We start from the raw sequence: 22,194 nt of genomic DNA, 5'->3' as shown, positions 1-22,194 counted from the left end.
TTTTACCTAAACGCCTTATTTATCTTCATGATCTGAAATAAGCAAGTTAGCCGCTGCAAAGGCTGCTTGTTTGCGAACTTCCATTGGCACACTTTGATCGACGGTAATGTCATTTAATGTTTTAATCGCACAATGAATGGCTTTGGGAATATAGCCTTGATCGCCACTGCCAATTAAGGCGTATTGCTCACGGACTAATTCGCTGCACTCGTAAATATTCATTTTTCACCTGATTTAATCATACTAACTCATCAAGGCTTGAGTATCGCACATCGCGCTACGCATGTATTGATATGGATAAAAGATGCGGATTATTTGTTAAAAACCTTTTTCGCAAAATGCAAACAGATCAGGGCTATGCTACCAAATATAATGCCTACACCGGCATTAAAAATGGGGGCTGACAACCAATGTATCCAACCACTGCTAAAAGAAATTTCAAAGTCGGTTAACGCATGATGTAATACTGGGATGCCATGAACCAAAATACCACCCCCGACTAAAAACATGGCTGCAGTGCCGACCACCGCTAGGGTTCTCATCAACTTAGGGGCAAAAGCCAATAACGCTTTGCCACAAAATTGTTTTAGATTAAATGATTTCGCTTTGCCCTTAGTGCGCTTTTCAACCACGCTTTTGCGCAGTAAATGCAAGCCGATGTCATCGAGTTTTACAATTAGAGCGACCAAACCATAAACCCCGACCGTGATCAGTAAGGCGATTAACGAAACCACCGCGGTTTGTTCCCAAATGCCTTTGTCTTGAACCGTACCTAGGGCAATAACGATGATTTCTGCGGACAAAATAAAATCGGTTTTAATCGCCCCTTTAATCTTGTCTTTTTCATATTCAACTAAATCAACGCTCGGATCGACGAGTGCCATCAAGTCTTGCTGATGCTCCTGTTGCTTTTGCTGTTTTGAGGTGAAAAAGCTATGACTGATTTTTTCAACCCCTTCAAAACATAAATAAATACCCCCTAGCATCAGTAAGGGGGTGATCAAAATAGGTAAAAATGCGCTCATCAGCAAAGCAGCTGGGACTAAAATAAGCTTATTAACAAAAGAACCTTTGGCGACGGCCCAGACCACGGGTAACTCTCTATCAGCACTTACCCCCTGAACTTGTTGGGCATTTAAGGCTAAGTCGTCGCCTAACACACCGGCCGTTTTTTTCGCCGCCACTTTGGTTAATACCGCAATATCATCCAATGCTACGGCGATTTTATCGATCAGAGCTAAAAGGCTGGTTCCGGCCATGATATGTCCTATTTATAGTTAATTTTTAAACAAAAAAGCCCCGACATAAGGTCAGGGCTTTTATTATTATGGTGTTGGCGTTGACATACTCTGACTGTTGCGCGAGCCGTCAACTTACCCTTTTAAAAATGCATCAATTTGTTTTTGAATGCCATTCGCATCAAGACCAAGTTCCGCATGAATTTCTTCTTGCGTACCGTGTTTAATAAATTGATCTGGTAGACCTATATTAAGTAATGATACCGAACTTTGAATACTTTGCATAAATTCATTCACCGCAGAACCGGCACCACCGGCAATGGCGTTATCTTCAATGGTGACAAAGGTTGTGTGTTGCTGCGCTAGCTCGGTGAGTAGAGCCGTATCAAGCGGTTTCACAAATCGCATGTCAACTAAAGTCGCGCCTAATTGTTCCGCGACTTTACTCGCTTCGGTTAACAAGGTACCAAAACAGAGTAGGGCAATGTCTTTGCCTGGCTTTTTAACCACACCTTTACCAATGTCAATTGTTTGATCAATACCTTGAAGCGGTGCACCGGTACCTGAACCACGCGGGTAGCGTACTGCTGCCGGACCTTGATGCTTGTGACCCGTGTTGAGCATCAATTGACATTCGGCTTCATCTGAAGGTGCCATCACCACCATATTAGGAATACAGCGTAAGAAAGATAAATCAAATGCCCCTTGATGGGTAGGACCGTCAGCACCAACAATACCAGCACGGTCAATAGCAAATAAAACCGGTAGGTTTTGAATTGCGACATCGTGAATTAATTGATCGTATGCGCGTTGCAAGAAACTTGAGTAAATCGCAACCACAGGTTGTAAACCACCAATGGCTAAACCAGCGGCTAAGGTCACTGCGTGCTGCTCTGCGATAGCAACATCATAGTATTTGTCAGGGAATCTTTGACTGAACTCAACCATCCCCGAGCCTTCTCTCATTGCGGGGGTTATCGCAACCAGTTTGTCATCTTGCTCGGCGGTATCGCATAGCCAGTTACCAAATATTTTAGAGTAGGTTGGCAACCCCGGCTTAGACTTAGGCAAACCGATAGAGCTTGGATCAAACTTTGGTACTGCGTGGTAGCCAATAGGATCTTGTTCAGCTTGTTCATAGCCTTTACCTTTGGTGGTAACAACATGCAATATTTGCGGCCCTTTCAGGTTACGCATATTACGTAAGGTATCCACCAAGGAGTTAACATCATGACCATCAATTGGGCCAATGTAGTTAAAACCAAGCTCTTCAAAGAAGGTCGATGGAACCACCATGCCTTTGATGTGTTCTTCGGCCCTGGAGGCCAAATCTTTAATCGGTGGAATAGAGCCTAAAATACGTTTAGAGCCTTCACGAAAACCGGTGTATAGGCTACCCGATAATAATTTAGCTAAATGGTTGTTGAGCGCACCTACGTTTTCAGAAATCGACATATCGTTATCGTTTAACACTATTAACATATCGTTGTGTATGTCGCCAGCATGGTTCATCGCTTCAAAAGCCATTCCTGCTGTCATCGCACCATCACCAATGACCGCAACCGTTTTACGGCCTTTGTTTTCTTTTTCGGCGGCAATAGAAAGACCTAAAGCGGCAGAAATCGACGTACTTGAGTGACCAACACTTAACACATCGTATTCACTTTCTTCGCGCCATGGGAATGGGTGCAATCCGTCTTTTTGACGAATGGTGTGTAACTGATCGCGACGACCCGTTAAAATTTTATGTGGGTATGCTTGATGACCAACATCCCAAATCAGCTGATCAAACGGGGTGTTATAGACATAATGTAATGCTACTGTAAGTTCAATCGCACCTAAGCCAGAGGCAAAATGGCCACTGCTTCGACTAACTGAGTTTAGTAAGTAACTACGTAATTCATCACTAAGCTGTTTAAGCTTATCTTGTGATAATCCTCTTAAATTCTCAGGCTTATCGATGTTCGATAGCAATGGATAGTGAGCCAGATCTATAGTCATAAATGGTAAAACTTAATGTGTACGTTCAATTAAGAACGTAGAAAAATTCGATAAATTCTGTGTATTGTATGGCAAACTGCTTAAAGCGAAAAGAGCTTGTTGAAATAACTCTTGTTCTTTTTCAAGCGCACCGTCTAAACCAAGTAGCGCAGGGTAGGTTGATTTGTTTGCTAATACATCAGAGCCGGCAGGTTTTCCAAGCATTTCTTCACTGCTGGTGATGTCAATAATGTCATCATGTACCTGGTACAATAAGCCTATATTGGCCGAGTATTGTTTTAGGGTTTCAAAGTGCTCTTGAGGTAATGCTAAATTACACATTGCTGGCATTAAAATAGCCGCACTCAATAAAGCGCCTGTTTTTAATCGATGCACTTGTTGCAATTGCTCTAGCGAAATGTGTTTATTGGTTGCTTCAATATCTAACGCTTGCCCCCCACACATACCTAAATAGCCCGCCGATTGAGCCAAAGTTTGCACTAATTTTAGTTGGGTTTTGGGCTTGATGCTGACAAATTTATGATTGGCGAGAATATCAAAGGCTAAACTTTGTAAACTATCACCAGCCAAAATCGCCGTGGCTTCGTCAAATTTAATGTGACAGGTTGGTTTGCCGCGTCTTAAATCGTCATCATCCATAGCGGGTAAGTCGTCATGCAATAGTGAATAAGCATGAATGCACTCTATCGCCGCTGCAATGGGGTCGGCATCTTCTAAGGGTAAACCCAGCATTGAGGCCGTAGAGTAAACCAGATAAGGTCTTAACCGTTTACCCCCAATAAGTAGGCCATAAGTCATCGCATCGTGTAACTTTTTATCGTTTATGGCTAACATGCTCAACTGTAAGTTGAGGTAGTTATCAATGCGTTGTTGGTATTGAGTAAGATTTTCTAACTGAATCACGATTGAGTCAGCTCCGAATCATCAATATCTTGCAGTTCTTGTTCGCCATTTTTAGCCAACAATATTTGAATTTTTTGTTCTGCTTTGTTTAGCTTTTCCTGACTCAAGCTACTTAAAGCAAGTCCGCGTTCAAACAAAGTCATCGATTGTTCTAGGCTTAAATCGCCATGTTCAAGGTCATTAACGATGTTTTCGAGTTCATTAATGGATTCTTCAAACGTTTGATTTTGGTTTTTGTTGCTAGTCATTTTGTCCTCGCATGGTTATCAAACCTAAGTGATCAACCTATTTTATCGCCGGTAAAAACTCTCGCGATTACTGCATGGCATTGCTCTAAAGTATAAATTACATTAAAAACAATACATTACACTTTAACTTGAAGGTTTTTTGATTGTTTTAGTTTTATTTTTCTTCACGTAAATTAGGTTAAGACAGACTAAGGTCGATTCTATAGGCGCAACACTACCTTAGCCAGTGCTTAGGGTCAAATGATTATACCTTTAGCAAGAGCAGGATAATACCAACGAACGACATTTCTTTACGCAATTAACGACATAGTAAGCTTGAGTAACTAAACTTTACTAAATCAACATACTCACTGTGCGGTTATTGGTGTATAATGCGCCGGTTTTTTATTTAATTGGTCTAGATAATGAAATTTATCGTAAAGTTACAATCCGAAATTACCATCAAATCACGTCCTGTTCGTCGACGTTTTACCAAAATTCTTGATTCTAACATTAAGAATGTCATTCGCCGAGTGGATGAGCAAGCACGTACCCGAGTTAACTGGGATAACATTGAGGTGACAACACCGAATGAATCACCTGAAAATCGTCAAGCCTTAATTGATACCATTAAGTGTATTCCAGGTATACCTCAGTTTTTGGAAGTACAACAATTTGAATTTACCGGTTTGCATGATATTTTCGAAAAAACTTTACAGTGTCATAGTCAAACGATTGAAAATAAATCGTTTTGTGTGCGTGCTAAACGCACCGGTATCCATGACTTTAGCTCGTTAGAGTTAGAGCAGTATGTTGGTGGTGGCTTAAATCAAAACGTTGAGTCTGCCCGTGTGCAACTTAAAAAGCCTGATGTGACCATTCGTATCGACGTCAAAGATGACAAACTTTACATCATATCAGAAACTCACAAAGGCTTAGGTGGCTTCCCTATTGCAACGCAAGAAGACGTCTTATCATTGATGTCAGGTGGCTTTGATTCGGGTGTTGCCAGCTATCAAATGATCAAAAAAGGGGCTCGTACGCATTACTGTTTCTTTAATTTAGGTGGCTCTGCGCACGAACTTGGGGTTAAACAAGTCAGTTATTACTTATGGAATAAGTATGGTGCTTCGCATAAAGTCAAATTCTTTGCCGTTGACTTTGAACCAGTTGTCGCTGAAATTTTAGAAAAAATTGAAAACGGCCAAATGGGTGTTGTGTTAAAACGCATGATGATGCGAGCCGCGGCACAAATTGCGGAGCGTATGGGTATTCAAGCGTTAATTACGGGAGAAGCCTTAGGCCAGGTTTCAAGTCAAACCTTGACCAATTTAAATGTTATTGACCGAGTCACCGAAACATTAATTTTGCGTCCTCTTGTGGCTTACGACAAACAAGATATTATCGATATCGCCCGTGTTATCGGTACTGAAGATTTTGCTAAAACTATCCCAGAATACTGCGGCGTTATTTCGCAAAAACCAACCGTAAAAGCGGTGTTGTCAAAGATTGAAGCAGAAGAAGCAAACTTTGATATGTCAATCTTAGACAAAGTAGTGGAAGAAGCGAGAGTACAAGATATTCGAGACATCGCTAAAGAAACTGAAGAAGAAGTCAAGACCGTTGACCATGTTGAAACGGTGGACAGTGCCGGTCACGACAATGTGATAGTAGATATTCGCTCGCCTGAGGAAGAGGATCTCAATCCGCTTGAAATTGACGACGTTGAAGTTATTCATATTCCATTTTACAAATTGGCCACTCAGTTTGGCGATTTAGACCAAGAGAAAAGCTATTTGCTTTACTGTGACCGTGGTGTGATGAGTAAGCTACAAGCACTTTACTTACACGATAATGGTTTTATGAACGTTAAAGTATATCGTCCATAAAACTGTCTCTTAGGTTTATCTGCCATTCCTATTAAATCAAGGTTGGTAGGAAACTTTTAAATAAATTCAAATGCTTAAGGCAATGATGTAGACCAGTATACATCATTGCCTTGTTTGTTTTTATCGTTCTATTTAACAACCAAAAGTGGCAAACGTTGGTCCAACGGCTGAGCACTTTTTAGAAGCGTTTAACAAACAATTTAAATGCTTGATGATTTTAACCCCAATGCGTGTGAAGCCCTTATACGCACAATTTACTTGAGTTTTAAATGCACACGAAACAAGCTGTTACCGTTCCGTTTTATATTTTTATGATGCTGGTGATCTTAAGCCCATTAGCTATTGATGTTTTTTTACCTGCAATTCCGGTGATGGCGCAGGCGCTACAAACCGAACTGGGTAATGTGCAAGCAACGGTGGCTATTTTTCTGGCCGCGATGGGCATAGGTCAAATTTTGGCCGGGCCCTTTGCTGATAAATACGGCCGTCGACCATTGGCGTTATTGGGTATTGGACTTTATGTTATTGGCGGTATTTTTGCCAGTGTTGCCAACAACATTGAAACTCTGTGGTTGTCAAGAGTATTACAAGGTTTAGGCGCATGTGCGGTATCTGTCACAGCGATGTCGGGCATTCGCGACTGTTATGGGCCAGAGCGCTCTTCGACTATGTACAGTTATGTTAATGGGGTGATCTGTGTGATCCCTGCACTTGCACCTATGCTTGGTGGCCTGTTAACGGAGTTTGGTGGTTGGCGTTATAACTTCTACCTGATCACCGTAATAGGGTGTTTGGTCGGCGCTTTAGTGGCCCTAAAGTTACCAGAAACCAGGCCAGAGCAAAGCGCAACACAGGCTAAATTAATTAGCTGGGAGCGATATTGTCGGGTCCTTGAACACCCTGTATTTCGTTTTCATACGGGGCTTATTATGTTGTCGATGGCCATTATTATTGGCTATGTCACGACGTCAACCGAGGTGCTAATGGTGAAAATGCTGCAATCGCCTTTTGCCTTTTCATTGTGGTTTGGCTCCAATGCGGCCATTAACATTTTGGCCGCATTTATTGCGCCTCGTTTTATTCATAAAGTTGGTAAACGTAATGCTTTAAAAGTTGCGGTATTTGCCTGTTTATTCAGTGGCATCGGCTTGGTGTTGTTTAAGCAATCGGTAAATCCATTGGCTTACATGTTACCGGTATATTGTGCCAGTGTCGGATTTTGTATTTTATTTGGCTTAAGCGGTGGCGCTGCGTTAAAGCCCTTTGGCGATAATGCAGGAACGGCTTCAGCCTTAATGGGGTTATTTCAAATGACCGGAGCCTCGGTTTTGGTTGGCCTATTGCAGTTGTTACCAATTTCTGGCAGTGAAATACTGGCCATTTTAATGGCACTGCCTTTGTTTTGGGTGGCGTTTGCCCGTTGGTGTTCACCAAACTTTGAGCAAATTCAGGCGACCTTAAAGTAAAAGAAAAAGCGAGGTTGGTTGTTGCCACTTTGATTCAATTTAGCCACAACAGTGGTATTTATTATTCCAGCTGATAAAATCATTTGATTCTGCGAATAAATAAAACAAAAAATTGGATAAAAAATGAAGAAGTTAATTGCAACCAGCCTAGTCGTTATAGTTATTTTATCTGCCCTGTTTTTACAAACGACCATGTTTAACGAGGCAAACTGTACAACCGCTAATATTCACCAAGGCGGTGATTTATCCAGTGCCCACAAAGTTTTATCACTAGAAAACGATTATATGAATCGCTCTAACTTTGAAAAAGAACTCATTTTCTTTGGTTGTAAAATTAAAGGCACCATCTAACGATTAAGCCTTTAGCCGACTGTCCTAGGAGCAATGCTAAAGTCATCGCATTGCTGTTAGGACGTTCAAACTTGCCTTTCCATCTTTCACAATTGATTTTTTAAGCTGGCTTAACCTTCCTTTCTAATGCCATAACGCTTTATCTTTGCGCGCTTTTGGCCAATTTTTTAAAACTATCTTATCTAAGTCGTGTTTTTGACTAACTATTCGTTTAATTACGTAATTAAAAAGTAACCTTTCAGTAGAGTGATAATAAAAAAGTCATTAAATACAGTTACTTATAAAAATGGCACGGTTACTGCTGTTAATTTGTTGTAAGTGGTGTATTTCGCCATGTTTATTTTATTAACAAGCACATAACAGTAGTCACTATGGATAGAAAAATAGAACGAAAAAATACCCCTTGGGGCAAAATAGGCGTTGCTGCCATTGTCATTATGGCCGTCGCATTTATCGCTAAGATTTATTCTGTACAATCGACAGGGAAATCCTTATCTCTTGCCAGTCAAAACATTACCATTTCTAAAGTTCAATTTGGCACCTTTGAAGATTTTATTCCAATTCGCAGTAAAGTAACCCCTTTGCAAACGGTCTATTTAGATGCCGTAGAAGGTGGTCGAGTAGAGCAAGTGCTCATTGAAGATGGCAGTATTGTCAGACCAGGACAAGCCATCGTTAAACTTTCAAACACCCAATTACAACTTGATGTCATGCGCAATGAAGCGGCCGTTACCGAGCAACTCAATAATATGCGTAGCATTGAATTGTCTCTTGAGCAAAATAAATTAAGTCACAAGCGCAACTTAATTGAAATCGATTACCAAATTAAACGCCTAACTCGGTTAGTTGAAAGGCAGCGAGTGATGTATGCCAATGGCAGTATTTCAGATAATGCACTTAGAGAAAATGAAGATTTACTGGAGTATTACACCAAGCGCAAACAGGTGACTCTAGAGAGCCAAAAAACCGATGCTTTAATGCAACAACAGCAATTGAGTTTCTTACAAGCCACCGGCGCACGGTTAGAAGAAAGTCTGCAGTTTGCAAGGCAAAACATGGAAAACCTGAATATGAAAGCTCCAGTGGCAGGCAAATTGTCTGGCTTTAATATTGAAGTAGGGCAATCAATTCAACGAGGTGAGCGCATTGGTCAAATTGACGATCCAGATAATTTTAAGTTAGAAGCATCGATTGATGAATTTTATCTAGAGCGCATCGACCTTGGTCAAACCGCGACAATCAACAAAAATGGCGATGACTTTGAACTGGCCGTGTCAAAAATATACCCCAACGTAAAAAATGGTCAGTTTCAAGTTGACTTAACCTTTGTTCAAAACCAACCAACGGGTATTCGTCGAGGCCAATCTTTGCAAACTAAATTAACCCTAGGCGATCCTAGTGAAGTACCACTGATCCCCAATGGGGCGTTTTTCCAAGATACCGGCGGTAACTGGCTTTTTGTGGTCAGTGCCGATGGCGAAACGGCCGTGCGCCGAAACGTGCGCTTAGGTCGTCGTAATAATCGTTTCATTGAAGTGCTAGAAGGGTTAGATGAAGGGGAGCAAGTCATTACGTCACCTTACAGCAGCTTTCTTGAAATGAGCACACTCAAATTAACCGACTCTTAATAATATAAAAATAGTAAAAGTAGACAGTAATAAAGGGATAATCTTATGTTAACACTAGAGAATTTAAGCAAACGTTTTCAAACTGAAGACATTGAAACCACGGCCTTAGACCGTATTAATTTAACCATTAACCAAGGCGAGTTTGTGGCCATTATGGGCCCAAGCGGCTGCGGTAAGTCAACCTTGTTAAATACCATTGGCATGCTAGATTCACCGTCAGAGGGTAAATACTTATTTAATGGAGAAAATATTGCAGGTTACTCTGAAAGCCATTTAGCCAAAATTCGTAAACAACATGTTGGTTTTATTTTTCAGAGCTTCAATTTGATTGATGAATTAACCGTTGAAGAAAATGTTGAACTGGCCTTGTTATATCATGATGTATCTAAACAAGAGCGCAAACAACGCGTGGCTAAGGTGCTAAAAAAGGTTGGTATCGATCACCGTGCTAAGCATATGCCAAGTCAACTATCGGGTGGTCAACAACAACGGGTCGCGGTTGCCCGTGCGGTGGTGGGCAACCAAAGTGTGATCCTAGCCGATGAGCCAACCGGTAACTTAGATAGTGAACATGGTCGTGAAGTCATGGAGATGTTGCAACAGCTGAATAACGAAGGAACGACCATTATTATGGTGACTCACTCGCCAAGCCATGCCGAGTACGCTAATCGAGTGGTCAACTTACTCGATGGGCAATTACAAGAGCCTAAGTTAAAAGTCGCGATTTAAAAGGAAGTTATCATGTTATTGTCTAATTATATTACCAGTGGCTGGCGCAACATCTTAAATAATAAGCTTTTTAGTGCCATAAATATTTTTGGTTTAGCCATTGGTTTGGCTGCTGTAGTGATGATCATGTTGTACGTAAAACATGAAACAAGTTACGACCAATTTTGGCAAAAAGCCGACCGCATTCATCGCGCTCATATTACCTTTAAAGTACCAGGGCGTGATGAGATGAACGGGGTGTCTTCTCCTGGCCCTATGATACATGCGTTGAAAAAAGATTTTGCTCAGGTTGAACATGCAACGCGCATCGGAGGATGGGGACCGACCATTACCTACAATGGAGAAAACTTTGTTGAAGACGTGCGTTTGGTCGATAGCGAATTTGTTGACGTATTTGACTTAGAGGTGGTTAAAGGTGATTTAAAAGCGGCCTTAGCTGATAATCACTCAATCGTGCTTAATGAAAGTATGGCGTACAAGTTTTTTGCCGATGAAGAACCATTAGATAAAATCTTAAGCCTCGATTTTAATCACTTTCAGCGTGACTATAAAGTCGCTGCAATCATTAAAGATTTACCTGATAACACGCAGCTCGATTTACCGATGCTGGTATTGATTGACGAGAAAGATTGGGAAACTGAGCAATATATGTTTCATGCTTGGTTTTCAATAAATTCTCAGCTTTATTTTACCACCAAAACAGCGAGTGATTTAGACACCTTAAACAGTGAATTTGACATGTTCACCAATAACAATTTCCCGAAATTACCCTTTGGTGGTGACGACGCTAAAAGTTCGGACTTTATTTCGGTTACCGCAATGAACATCAAAGATTTACATCTAGAAGCAACCGGCTTTGGTGAAATGAGACCACAAGGTAATAAAACCATGGTGGTCACCTTTTCAGCGGTTGCTGCGCTGATATTGTTGATAGCGTGTATCAATTTTATGAACTTGTCGACTGCACAAGCGAGTAAACGAGCCAAAGAAGTGTCTTTGCGTAAAGTATTAGGCGCTTCGCGAACCAATCTTATTGTGCAGTTCTTGGGTGAATCGGTTTTAATGACCTCAATGGCGTTTATTTTAGCCTTTGGTTTAGTCGAGCTGACATTACCAATGTATAACGAAGTATTAAACAAGCAATTAAGCGTCAGTTATACGGCTTCAAATTTAACCGGCTTAGCCGGATTTGCTCTGGTTGTTGGTTTAATTAGCGGATTATATCCGGCGTTTGTGTTGTCACACTTTCGTCCTGCAAAGGTATTAAAAGCCAATAAATCTGCCGAAACCAAAGCCTCTGTTAAACTACGTGCCGCGTTAGTGGTGTTTCAGTTTGCGGTATCTATTGGTTTGTTTGTCTCAACCGCGGTAGTTTATAGTCAAATTCAGTATGCTCTTAATATGGACGCTGGGTATAACAAAGATAATGTGATGGTTATTTTCCGTGTGGGGCAAGAAGAAGCGTCAAACAAACGAGAAACCATCATTGAGGAGCTACGCAAGCTGCCACAGGTGACCAATATCACTTATTCAAATGAAACGCCGGGAAGTAGTAACGAAAATAATACCATGATGCGTACCCCTGAAATGAGCACTGACGATCCGATTCTTATCGGTCAACGTGGGGTCGGCTATGACTTTTTTGAAACTTATCAAATCAACTTAGTGGCGGGGCGAACCTACGACAGAGAGCGTAATGATCAAAGTCCAACTACCGAACAACTTCGAAATGGTGAAGGTTTTGATGGGACTATTGTGATTAACGAGTCGGCACTCAAACGTCTTGGCTTAGGCACTCCACAAGAGGCCATCGGAAAAACCGTTATTACCTCTCGAGGTAACCCAACAGAGAACTTATCGCTTAACTTAACGGTAATTGGTGTGGTGGAAGATATTCACTTCTCAAGCTTACGCTCAACCATTCGTCCCGAGGTTTACCCATTAAGTCATAGCTATGGCAGAAGCATCAGTGTTCGCTTTACCGGCGATCCAGAGTTGATTAAAAACGATGCACAAGCAATATGGCGCCAACAGGTACCAAATATTCCTTTTTCACATGGCTTTGTTGAAGACTCGATTGCCGAGTTGTATCAACAAGAGCAAGGTGAAGCGACTTTATTTGCTGCATTCTCAGGGCTTGCGATCTTTGTTGCTTGTTTAGGGCTTTACGGCTTAGCCAGTTTTAGTGCATACCGTCGCACCAAAGAAATTGGTATTCGTAAAGTGATGGGCGCCAGTGTTATCAAGATTGTCACCATGTTAGTGTTGCAATTTTCGAAACCAGTATTAATCGCGTGTCTAGTGGCATGGCCTGTTGCCTTTTACTTTATGAGTGACTGGCTCCAAACTTTTGTTTACCGTATTGATAGTGTCACCATAATATTAATGTGTGCGTTATCAGGGCTATTTGCTTTAACCATTGCTTGGTTAACCGTAGCAAGTAATTCAATAAAAGTGGCGCGAGCCAACCCAATATCAGCACTGCGTTACGAGTAAATGAAAAAGAGGATAATGCCCTGCATTATCCTCTTTTACTTGCGCTGGTATATTGTCAATTTATCGCTAATTTTTTAAGTCGCTATTAATCGCCGCACGAAGTTTTAATGCCTCTTTGCTGATCTGCTGTTCCAATTGACTAAACAGACCAATCAAAAAACATAACTCTGCGACCAAAAACAAAGGCCCAATCAGTAACTGTTTTAAGTCATCAAAAAACGCCGGTTTGGCTTTTTCAAAAAAATGGCCAATAAACTGAAACAACCAACCAATAACAAACACACCAATGGCCAACAGGTAGGGGCTTTGATGCGCAACAAAGCTTTGGGCATGAAACCAAATAGGGGCGATTAATAAAATGGCAATCAAACCAAGTTTCACATCAAGCAGCAGGTAATAAGTAAAAATAACCACAGCGAGCACTTGCATAACATTAGTGTCTATACCCACTACGGTAAAACTTAAGGTCGCAAATAGCAGTGCTACCGACCATAAAATTAACGGAATACCAATAAAATGTGTGGCAATGTTTTGCTTATTTAAATGCACACTTTTATAGGTACTTAATAAGTGTTCAAGAGACTTCATGGATACGCCTTTTTAATATTTCTCGAGCTAAGATAAATATAATTTAAGCGCTATAACCTTATAATACAATGAGTTTATTGTACGAACGGCTTAGCTAGGGGGGTTGTGTTAATGCCAAGGAAGGGGGGCGACCTTGGCATCAGCTTTATTGAACAGACAACAGCGAAAAGATTTTTTTAGCTATATCGGTATTATCTTGATGACCATAAAATCGCTCTTTGCCAACACCAAGGGCAAATACCGGCACATCGATAGCTGTGTGTCCTGAGGTGGTCCAACCGGTGTTGGTATGCGTGTCAACGATTTGATTTAACGCACCGTACAAGGCTTCAGTGATGTCGGTTTTTGTTTTGTTTTTGCTGGCTTTTTTAATGTCTTGCAAGGTTTGTAACTGACTTTGACTGAGCTTAAATGGCAGCATGGCATCAACGTTTGTTAAGGTGATGTCTAGCTCACTTAATACTTTGGCTATGTTGTAGTTAGACATTGTAAAATGAGTTAAATCTTGTGGCTGCCAATGATACTTGCCATTGGCCGCGATGGTTAAACCGCCGGTGCTGTGATCGGCGGTTAACACCACTAAAGTATCTGGGTTACTGGCGCTGTAGTGTTCTAAAAGTTCCATGGTTTTGGCTAAGTCGTCCATCTCTGCCATGGCCGAGGCGATATCGTTACTGTGTCCAGCCCAGTCTACTTGGCTGGCTTCAATAAGAATAAAAAAACCTTGTGGTCCTTCAAGGTGTTTTAGCGCCACCTTGGTCATCTCACGTAAGCGATGCGGATTGCTGTCATCTAATGCTGGCGGCAGACCTTTGTCGGCAAATAAGCCAATGAGTTTATTACTTTGGGTGGTAAAGTTTAACTGTTCATAACTGTTGATGTAACGAAAACCCGACTGCTCAAATTCTTCAATTAAGTTTCTGTCATTGCGAATAAAGTACTGCCAACCACCACCAAGGTAGACATCGGCCATAATACCATCGTCAATGTAACTGTCGGCAATGTCATTGTAATTGCGACGAGACTCATTGTGAGCAAGGTAAGAGGCTGGGGTCGCGTGGTTTATTTGCGAGGTGACCACCACACCGGTTTTCATGCCTTGTTGTTTGGCCATTTTTAAAACGGAGTCTACGGGTTGTTTATTGGCATCAACACCGATGGCACCATTGTAGCTTTTTATCCCCGCGGCTAATGCCGTTGCCGAGGCAGCAGAGTCAGTGACATAACCGGAGTCGTGATGGGGAAAAGTGGAACTTGAGCCCACATAGTGACGGTCAAACACGGTTTGCTCAACTATCTCTGTATTTGGGTCATCTTTAAAATAACGATAAGCCGTGGTATAGGCCGGCCCCATACCATCAGCAACGACCATAATAATGTTCTTTGGTGTTTGCGCATTCGCCAACGCCAGTGCGGGTAGGGTAATGGCCAAGGTGGTTAAAGATGAAAATACGATGTTTTTTATTTTTGTTTTCATAGACGTTCACGTTGTTAATTAAAATAGCAATGTTTATTGGTTCAGCGTTAGATCAAGCCAAACCAGTCGGTGATCTGATGCGCTTGCTCGGTTTAATACTAAGTGATGAGCTGAGCTGTTTTTAGACGGCCAAAACACGCCACTAGCGTTCACCGTAAAATGTGGTTTTGAGGGTAACACATAATCGGCTCGCATTCTCCAATCGCTGGTATGGTTTTTCGCAAAAGGGTTGTTAGGGCTGTGCGCTTTAGCGCCTAAACTTTCGGGTTTTGAGTCGATAATTTGAGGGTGCGACAATAGCGACTGTATTGAGCCTGTTAAGCCATCGCCCTCATTCGCACAGGCATTTAAATCACCCAATATAACAAAACCATGCTCAGGGGTGATGCCCCCATAATGACCATTGTCATCGTATATATAACCGCATTTGTCTGTACTTATGTAGTCATACCAAAAACGAATTTCGTCATGATTTCGACATGCATTTCTTCTTTCTGGGCCATCAAAAACCGGTGGTGTTGGATGGCTAATCAGCAGTTGAATGGTGCTTTGTCCGATTAAAATAGGGATATCCCAGTGAGATTTGGACGATAAGCGTAATTGTGACCATACCTTGTGTTCATACCAAGGCGTTTGTGTATTGGGATGCATCGGCGCTAAGGCATTAGGCATGTCTGCCCATTTAAACCGTTGAAATGTGCGAATTTGACGCTCTTTTATTGGAAATTTAGACAACAACGCCATGCCATAATGGCCAAGAAAATAGCCAAAGCCATAACCGTCTTGTGGTAATTGGCCCTGACGCCCATTGTGGTTTAGATCAAACGGACTTACCAGACCACTATTTACCGGACCTTGATAACGATAAGGGTAGTGCACGGCTTTTTGCCCTTGCTGGCTTTGATGCAAAAATTGCTCAATAAATATCGATAAATTACCTTGGTTTTGATCAACACGATCGAATTCGTTTAACACAATAATATCTGGGTTAACGCGCTGGATGATTTCGGCGATATTTTTAATTTGAGGGTGCTCGCTTTTTAGCGCTTGGGGTAATTCTTGCCCTGTAGGGTTTGGTGACACACCTTTGTTATAAGGGAGGTAATTAAGTGCCTCCATGCTGACATTAAAAGTGGCTATTCTAAACGTTTTGATGTGGTTGCCCATGCAGTGTAAAAAAGTTATTAAATAGTAAACTTAAATGACAGCCAAGTGCAAATTAGCGCCAATAAAACCTTCAAATGATTGATATCACGCAATTGGCTAATCGCAATATTTAAGGTAATCTCTGCTATCCCGCTTGGGTCGTAGTGTGTCATAGGTAGTTAAAATGAATGTAAAACAATGTGGTCGATATTTGCTTGTTATGTTGAGCTTGGCTTTGGTGGGGTGTGGTGGTTCAAGCAGTTCCACAACGCAGGTTGAGCCTAGCCTTCCTGAAACATCTCAACCGCCAATAATACCAACACCAGATCCTTTATTATCAGATTACAGCACCAGTTTGCATTATATAGAGTATCTAAATGATCCCTTTGACATTAAAGCGGTGGTTTATGTGCCAGCATACCCAGGGTATTTACCCTGGGAGCTAGAGCAACAAAGCCAATTACCAGAGTCTTTACAGACCCGCATAGATATTGATATTGCCAATATAAAAAATATGGGCGCTAATACCATACGCTTTTGGGGGGCACCAGAATATTGCTATCAAGCTCTTAAAAAGCAAGGCGATTTACATTTTATTCAAACCATTTGGATAGACTCACATGCCGATGATTACCAAGACCCAGGTTTTAAACAACAGACCAAAGCCTATATACGAGAAGTGATTGATCGCATTTATGGTGTATACCCTGAGCAAAAACCACCACTGATTGCGTATTTGGTCGGTAATGAATTAAGTGATTTGAGCATTATAAAAACCAATAATAGTCATCCAAATATTAACAGCTATCAAGGGAAATACATTAAAACCACTGGCCAAGTGAGCGCAACCGAAGCGTTTATTGCTGAAATGGCCGATTATGTTAAAACCTACGAAGCTGAGCAATATCACAACATCTCTTTGGTATCTTATGCCAATGACATTCGAACCTTTGACTTGATTGATACACCATTTTTAGATTTTCGCAGTCACAATGCATATTCTTACGCAATACCTTACTATCGCCCCAATACGATGCCAGGGCTTGTTAGCGGTCATTTATTTCAAGGTTGGATTGAAGAAATCAAACAACAACATCCTAATATGCCATTGCTCATTACTGAAACCGGTTTAAGTGTTTCTCCCAATGCGTATCAAGCTGGTCCGCCTAATTTTGGTTATGGTGGTAACAGTGAAGAAGAACAAAGTGTTGGTTTAGTACAAAACTTAAAAGATATTTACACTGCCTCGTTACCTATTGCAGGGGTGACAATTCATGAGTACCTTGATGCGTGGTGGAAGTTTGGTTTAGAAGACTCTTACTCTCAAGACCCAAATGATATTGAAGAATGGTTTGGTTTAACCAAGCTTAAAGCCAAAGAGCAAGGCTATCGCACCGAGTTTCGACCTGCGTATCACGCCATTGCCGATGTGTGGTTAAATCAGTAACAGCTGTAAAGATTAACACAAGGGCATAAAAATCGCTGATAAAGAACAAGATAGGCTAGTATATTGTTGCTAAACTATTTAAAATCCCTGATTTTTTACAAAGGCTTCAAACATGAACGCAGAGATCTATTTTATTTATGACAGTCATTGCCCGTGGAGTTATGCCTCTACGGCGTTGTTGAATCATATTCATCATGCTTATAAAGACATGCCGATTCACTTGTTTCATGTCGTTCATTATGATGGCAGTGATGGCATTGAAGTAAAAACGGCTAAGCAAGTACAAGCGCAAAGCAGTGTGACTTTTTCAGAAAATTATTTACGTTTTATCCAAGACGATAAAGATGGCACCATCAGTGCCAACTTATTAACGTGGGTAAATAAGCGTGAGCCAGCCAAGTCTCTAGCGGTTTTAAATGCCTTGCAAAAAGCCCACTTTCAAGACGGAAATCCATTGCGCCAACAAGACGATTTTAATGACATCATCAAAGAATTTAAATTGTCACCGCCGGCGAAAGTTTTTCGTTCAGTGTTAAGTAAAGATGCAGAGTTTAACTTAGCAGGCATTGCTGAATTACAAGAGTTGATGCAAACCCAAGCTTTTCCAGCGTTATTGTTGGCAAAAGACGATAATTTAATTTTGCTAAACCACAATTTATATTTAACCAAGCCAGAAACGATTGTTGAAGCGGTAGAGCTCGAATTAAAACGATGAAACGCGTGGTTCTTTATAGCATGAGTCGCTGCCCACATTGCGATACAGCAAAACGCTACCTAGACCAACAAGGAATTAAATATCGCCTGTGTAATGTAAGTACCCCAAATGGTCGTAAAGAGTTTAATCAAACTGGCTTTCGCGCTGTACCGGTTATAAAAATTGGCGATAGGTTTTTAAACGGCTTTTCCATAAAGCAATTTAATCAGTTATATAAATAACCAAATCAGTAAATATAAAAAAATAGCCCTTGTAGTGCAGAGAAAAAATAAAGGATCTAACATGTAGATCCTTTTTTGTTTTTAATTCAATGGATTATAATTTTCTGGTGTCATTAAAAGTCATTCACAAAGTCTGGTAAAGAGCAAAGGCATCCCCCCATATTATGGGGTGGCATCTCCCTCGCTGTGAGGTTACTTTGGACGACCATTTTGTGTCTTTGTAGCCATTTTTAATGGTGTCTGAGTGGGCATTTAAAAGAATAAACCTTTAACCACATTCTAAAAAGCAACAATCAAGTCGGTAGTTAATGCCCAGCCGTTGGCGCCCACAGAAAACGGTACTGACGAATACCCCACCGGAGAGTCGTCGAGGTAAAGTCCCTGCACATTGACACGTATTTCCTTGCGCGAAAATGGAAACCAATTGACCCCAACTGACACGTCGTAGGGATTGCCGTAATCACCGTATATTTTTGAATAGCCGAGATAACCTTGTAGTTTTTCTGGCATGATCATCATCGAACCTTGGATTTGAAAGCCGTGATCCGTTATCGACGAAACAGGAATCGTTCCGATAGTTGCAAAGTCATCCATTTGGCGATAATACGCCTCGGCATCAAGTGACCAGCCACGATATTTGAAGCCACCGTTTATCGCCGCCATCTGATAGGTCGCCTTGCGAATATTCGCTCCCGTCATAAACGGATCGTTACTGAAGATTAAGGTGCCATCAGATAATCTCAGTTGTGAATTCTCAAAGCCCTCGGTATCAGATTGACCCTGTGCATCTTCGCGGCTGCGGGTAAAGTGTAGGCCGAACAATGTGGCTAAGTCATCGTGATATTCATAATCTCCTAGCCCCTGACCCGGACCGTATTCCCCTGTGGTCGGCATCCACCAAAGCGCGGCAGAAACGGTGTTTAATCCATCATCAAGCTGCACCGCATTAACCCCCAGTTGACTCAGGTTGTTGCCAAGCATCATACGATACTCAAGGCCATCGGTGATTTTACCATTAGCCCAAATACCGGTTGTGTATGAGCCTCTAAAAAACTCATCGGCAATGGTTCTATGGTCGTTTTTAAGCCAGTTTGGAAAGGTATAATTTGTTGAGCGAGTTGATGGCAGCCCTCCAATACCTGCATACAGGTTGAAGTGTTCGTTAAACTGATAACCTAAATTACCTGCTACGACTACCTGACTGAGATCCCCCTGACTGGTATTGGACGTCCAAGTGTAAAATAGATAGCGAAACTTAGGATCAAAAAGCCAACCTTTAAAGTTCAGGGTTACTTTTTGCATTTGAATATCATTGCGTTTGTCTAACTCCCGCACTCGATCAAACGTATCTGTGTAGGTATTTTCAAAGTTGCCCTGGTTCAGATATCGGGCATAAGAAAACGCCGAAAAGTCGAGTTCGCCCCATTTAGAGCGAGACAGAACAAAGCCTTTACCAGGTTCAAAAGGCTGCCAATTAGGCACTTCAGAGGGGGCCGGTACGGGCGGGGGTTGACGACTCACCGATGCGCCTGAAGCTTCCTGTGGCTCATCAACAATGACAGCCGTGTCGCTATCATCTTCTCCTACCATCTCCTCAAGCGCAGCAATACGCCGTTCAAATTCACGGGTTTGCTCAGCTAATTGGTCCCGCATGCGTTTAAGCTCACGCATTTCTTCAAGGGTTGCCTGACGACTGACTTGTTCAGGCGAAGTTTCTGCAGACGCCGTAAAACCAAGTGCCGTGGCCACACAGATTGCGAGGCTTGCTTTACCTATGTTCATAACATTTTTCCTTTAGAGTAGACCAAAGTCATAATTAATAATGATGCGAAAATCAACAAAGTCGTTACCTCCTAAAGCCTCGTCCTGGTTAACATAGGCTAGGCGAGTCCTTATCCAGAGTCGCTCAGCCCAGCCTTACTGAATTCGGTAATCAACCGTCATGTCGTACTCTGTTTCATCTGCATTGGCACTAATGCTAGCATCAGGCATATTACCTCTAAAAATGCGCGACGCTCTGTATCTTTCACATCGAGCGGTACAATCGTGCTCTGCTGGTTACGTTCATATTCATAGACTTCTTTTTCATAAACCTGTTTGTCAGAAGCTATCGCACTAGCGATAAACGCGAACTGCAACCCAGCAGGCTGGCCCAAAAGGGCAGCTGATGAATTGACATAATATGGTTCCTGCTGAAGTTAGTCCGTTGCCGAGCAAATATTAGGGGCGTTATAATCAAGATCCATCAAACGAAAATAATTTTCCCCTAATGCAATGAGTCTGAACGCGTCATCATTTAGCGCTTTCAACGCACGACTAGTCACATCAAGCTCTTTTGCGTACATAGCAAAGTTTTTAGTACCCGCAGCGACAAAGTCTGTCCCCGGCAGAATGCGGGTTGGATAATTGTTGAAGAATTGCACAAAGACAGGCCCCCAATTATGGTAGGAGTTGTAAAGCACATCCCAAGATATATCCAGCATCAGATTAGGATATTTATCCAGCAAACGTTTCATGATGGAAACATGGGTATACGGGTTCATATTTGATAACTCTTTAGACAGCCCCATATGTGCCCAGACAATTTTGTTGTCCGGATAAGAGGAAAGTATATATTCCATTAAGGGTAAGAATTCTGTTGTATTGTTGTCGTTACCCAGATCAGAATGCAATGTTATGGGGATCCCCCGTTCTTTTAAAATCGCCATAAACGGTGCCCAGCCGTCAATACTCGCTTTAGTCGAAGGCTCATGCATATTGCCAAGTAGGGCCTGTTTCATCACATTAAGCTCACCTGACCAGGAAAACATGCCAGGATATTCTTTATCGTAAAGTGCAATAAGGTCGGTAATATCTTCAGGATTTGCCAGATCCATGAAGGTCATGGATAAGGTCACATGTAGGTTTTCATGAGGATAAGCCTTCACTTCCATACCATTTACGAAGTCGTTTTTAACACTGGGTTTTGCCGCTACCCCCGGGCAGTCAAGATAATAGGTACAGCCAGAATCAAGCTCGAGGACTTGGCCTATACCAAAATAATTCACAAATCGAACGGTAGTCTTGTCAAAATATTGAAAAAGTTCAGCTGGCGAAATTGCAGATCCCCCAAAGGGACGTGGATGGAAATGCGCGTCAACCACAGCTGTGTATGGTTCCTTTTGACGATCGTAACAAGCTTGCGCAGACGCTGGCTTAGCAAAAGAACTTAACGGCCGGGCATCATTACTGACAGAAACCATGGTTGAAGATTCTTCATCTGACATGGTCGAACACGCAGATACTAGCATTACCATAGCCGCGGTCATCAGATGTTTTACCGAGGTCGAACTATCGGCAGGAAACGAAGCGTACGAATTAACTATGTGCTTGATTACATAAGAGTATTTTGCTTTAGTCATTTTTTGCGTCCTGAACATATGCCACACTTAAAATGGTGGGAAATACTTTTGAGTATGGCACATCAGTTAGAAAAACAGACAAAAACTCAACAGCCTGAGGCACCGGGTACAGACTGACAAAGAAAGCAGTTGGAATGAACCTTAAGGGTACATTAGCTAACGCAAAACCAATGAATGCAACGCTTTAGGTGCAGAAATGTCAACTAAATCTCTTTCTTAAAGCTATCACTTAAAACACTAATATAGAATTTGTGTTTGCGCAAAATTTTGC

General features: G+C 41.7%; 19 protein-coding genes. 9 read left to right on the top strand and 10 right to left on the bottom strand.

The annotated features are described in order from the left end of the window. Positions 1-15 precede the first annotated feature (15 nt). The 5 genes from ACAY00_RS09635 to ACAY00_RS09615 form a co-directional block, all read right to left on the bottom strand. Complete coding sequence (locus ACAY00_RS09635) at positions 16-222, bottom strand: YaeP family protein (RefSeq protein ID WP_371372871.1); 207 nt, start codon at positions 220-222, stop codon at positions 16-18. Positions 223-311: 89 nt separating this feature from the next. Next, the gene (locus ACAY00_RS09630) at positions 312-1,259 is read right to left on the bottom strand and encodes a DUF808 domain-containing protein (protein ID WP_371372869.1); all 948 of its coding nucleotides are present in this window, start codon (positions 1,257-1,259) and stop codon (positions 312-314) included. 114 nt (positions 1,260-1,373) lie between these two features. Continuing rightward, positions 1,374-3,239: a 1-deoxy-D-xylulose-5-phosphate synthase gene (gene dxs / locus ACAY00_RS09625; RefSeq protein WP_371372867.1), complete on the bottom strand. Its 1,866-nt coding sequence runs from the start codon at positions 3,237-3,239 to the stop codon at positions 1,374-1,376. A 12-nt stretch (positions 3,240-3,251) separates the two neighbouring features. Continuing rightward, the gene (gene ispA, locus ACAY00_RS09620; RefSeq protein ID WP_371379670.1) at positions 3,252-4,139 is read right to left on the bottom strand and encodes a (2E,6E)-farnesyl diphosphate synthase; all 888 of its coding nucleotides are present in this window, start codon (positions 4,137-4,139) and stop codon (positions 3,252-3,254) included. Beyond that, positions 4,139-4,390, bottom strand: coding sequence for an exodeoxyribonuclease VII small subunit (locus ACAY00_RS09615; protein WP_371372865.1), 252 nt, complete (start codon positions 4,388-4,390; stop codon positions 4,139-4,141). Before ACAY00_RS09615 ends, ispA begins: the two co-directional genes overlap by 1 nt. Positions 4,391-4,794: 404 nt before the next feature. Here ACAY00_RS09615 and thiI point away from each other — a divergent pair, with 404 nt between their 5' ends. The 6 genes from thiI to ACAY00_RS09585 all read left to right on the top strand — a co-directional run bounded on the left by thiI (position 4,795) and on the right by ACAY00_RS09585 (position 12,928). After that, positions 4,795-6,258 (top strand): tRNA uracil 4-sulfurtransferase ThiI, encoded by a 1,464-nt coding sequence (gene thiI, locus ACAY00_RS09610; protein ID WP_371372863.1) that lies wholly within the window; start codon positions 4,795-4,797, stop codon positions 6,256-6,258. Positions 6,259-6,527: 269 nt separating this feature from the next. After that, the gene (locus ACAY00_RS09605) at positions 6,528-7,724 is read left to right on the top strand and encodes a multidrug effflux MFS transporter (RefSeq protein WP_371372861.1); all 1,197 of its coding nucleotides are present in this window, start codon (positions 6,528-6,530) and stop codon (positions 7,722-7,724) included. Positions 7,725-7,847: 123 nt separating this feature from the next. Continuing rightward, entirely contained in the window at positions 7,848-8,075 is a 228-nt protein-coding gene (locus ACAY00_RS09600) for a hypothetical protein (RefSeq protein WP_371372859.1), read from the top strand. A gap of 371 nt (positions 8,076-8,446) precedes the next feature. Next, positions 8,447-9,703 (top strand): efflux RND transporter periplasmic adaptor subunit, encoded by a 1,257-nt coding sequence (locus ACAY00_RS09595; RefSeq protein ID WP_371372856.1) that lies wholly within the window; start codon positions 8,447-8,449, stop codon positions 9,701-9,703. A gap of 45 nt (positions 9,704-9,748) precedes the next feature. Further along, the gene (locus tag ACAY00_RS09590; RefSeq protein WP_371372854.1) at positions 9,749-10,432 is read left to right on the top strand and encodes an ABC transporter ATP-binding protein; all 684 of its coding nucleotides are present in this window, start codon (positions 9,749-9,751) and stop codon (positions 10,430-10,432) included. A 12-nt stretch (positions 10,433-10,444) separates the two neighbouring features. After that, positions 10,445-12,928: an ABC transporter permease gene (locus tag ACAY00_RS09585; protein WP_371372852.1), complete on the top strand. Its 2,484-nt coding sequence runs from the start codon at positions 10,445-10,447 to the stop codon at positions 12,926-12,928. A gap of 66 nt (positions 12,929-12,994) precedes the next feature. On the opposite strand, the gene ACAY00_RS09580 is transcribed toward ACAY00_RS09585, so the two are convergent. The 3 genes from ACAY00_RS09580 to ACAY00_RS09570 form a co-directional block, all read right to left on the bottom strand. Continuing rightward, the gene (locus ACAY00_RS09580) at positions 12,995-13,516 is read right to left on the bottom strand and encodes a DUF962 domain-containing protein (protein WP_371372850.1); all 522 of its coding nucleotides are present in this window, start codon (positions 13,514-13,516) and stop codon (positions 12,995-12,997) included. A gap of 145 nt (positions 13,517-13,661) precedes the next feature. After that, positions 13,662-14,993: an alkaline phosphatase gene (locus ACAY00_RS09575; protein WP_371372848.1), complete on the bottom strand. Its 1,332-nt coding sequence runs from the start codon at positions 14,991-14,993 to the stop codon at positions 13,662-13,664. A 33-nt stretch (positions 14,994-15,026) separates the two neighbouring features. Then, positions 15,027-16,112 carry an endonuclease/exonuclease/phosphatase family protein gene (locus tag ACAY00_RS09570; protein ID WP_371372846.1) on the bottom strand — a complete coding sequence of 362 codons (1,086 nt, stop codon included), beginning with the start codon at positions 16,110-16,112 and terminating at the stop codon, positions 15,027-15,029. Between the two features lie 211 nt (positions 16,113-16,323). Here ACAY00_RS09570 and ACAY00_RS09565 point away from each other — a divergent pair, with 211 nt between their 5' ends. From ACAY00_RS09565 to ACAY00_RS09555, 3 genes are all read left to right on the top strand, one after another. After that, positions 16,324-17,586: a hypothetical protein gene (locus ACAY00_RS09565; protein ID WP_371372844.1), complete on the top strand. Its 1,263-nt coding sequence runs from the start codon at positions 16,324-16,326 to the stop codon at positions 17,584-17,586. Positions 17,587-17,698: 112 nt separating this feature from the next. Further along, complete coding sequence (locus ACAY00_RS09560) at positions 17,699-18,301, top strand: protein-disulfide isomerase (RefSeq protein WP_371372842.1); 603 nt, start codon at positions 17,699-17,701, stop codon at positions 18,299-18,301. Beyond that, on the top strand, positions 18,298-18,522 hold the full coding sequence (locus ACAY00_RS09555) for a glutaredoxin family protein (RefSeq protein ID WP_371372840.1): 225 nt from the start codon (positions 18,298-18,300) through the stop codon (positions 18,520-18,522). The genes ACAY00_RS09560 and ACAY00_RS09555 overlap by 4 nt, the downstream gene beginning before the upstream one ends. Before the next feature lie 279 nt (positions 18,523-18,801). Here the strand turns inward: ACAY00_RS09555 and ACAY00_RS09550 are convergent, their stop codons facing one another. Together ACAY00_RS09550 and ACAY00_RS09545 are read right to left on the bottom strand one after the other, a co-directional pair. Then, complete coding sequence (locus ACAY00_RS09550) at positions 18,802-20,304, bottom strand: hypothetical protein (protein ID WP_371372838.1); 1,503 nt, start codon at positions 20,302-20,304, stop codon at positions 18,802-18,804. Positions 20,305-20,720: 416 nt separating this feature from the next. After that, the gene (locus ACAY00_RS09545) at positions 20,721-21,923 is read right to left on the bottom strand and encodes an amidohydrolase family protein (protein ID WP_371372836.1); all 1,203 of its coding nucleotides are present in this window, start codon (positions 21,921-21,923) and stop codon (positions 20,721-20,723) included. Positions 21,924-22,194 lie beyond the last annotated feature (271 nt).

Origin of the sequence: Thalassotalea sp. 273M-4, assembly GCF_041410465.1 — a bacterium.
Lineage (GTDB): Bacteria > Pseudomonadota > Gammaproteobacteria > Enterobacterales > Alteromonadaceae > Thalassotalea_A > Thalassotalea_A aquiviva.
The sequence above is the reverse complement of the archived record's forward strand: the minus strand, read 5'-3'. Positions and strand labels throughout refer to the sequence as shown.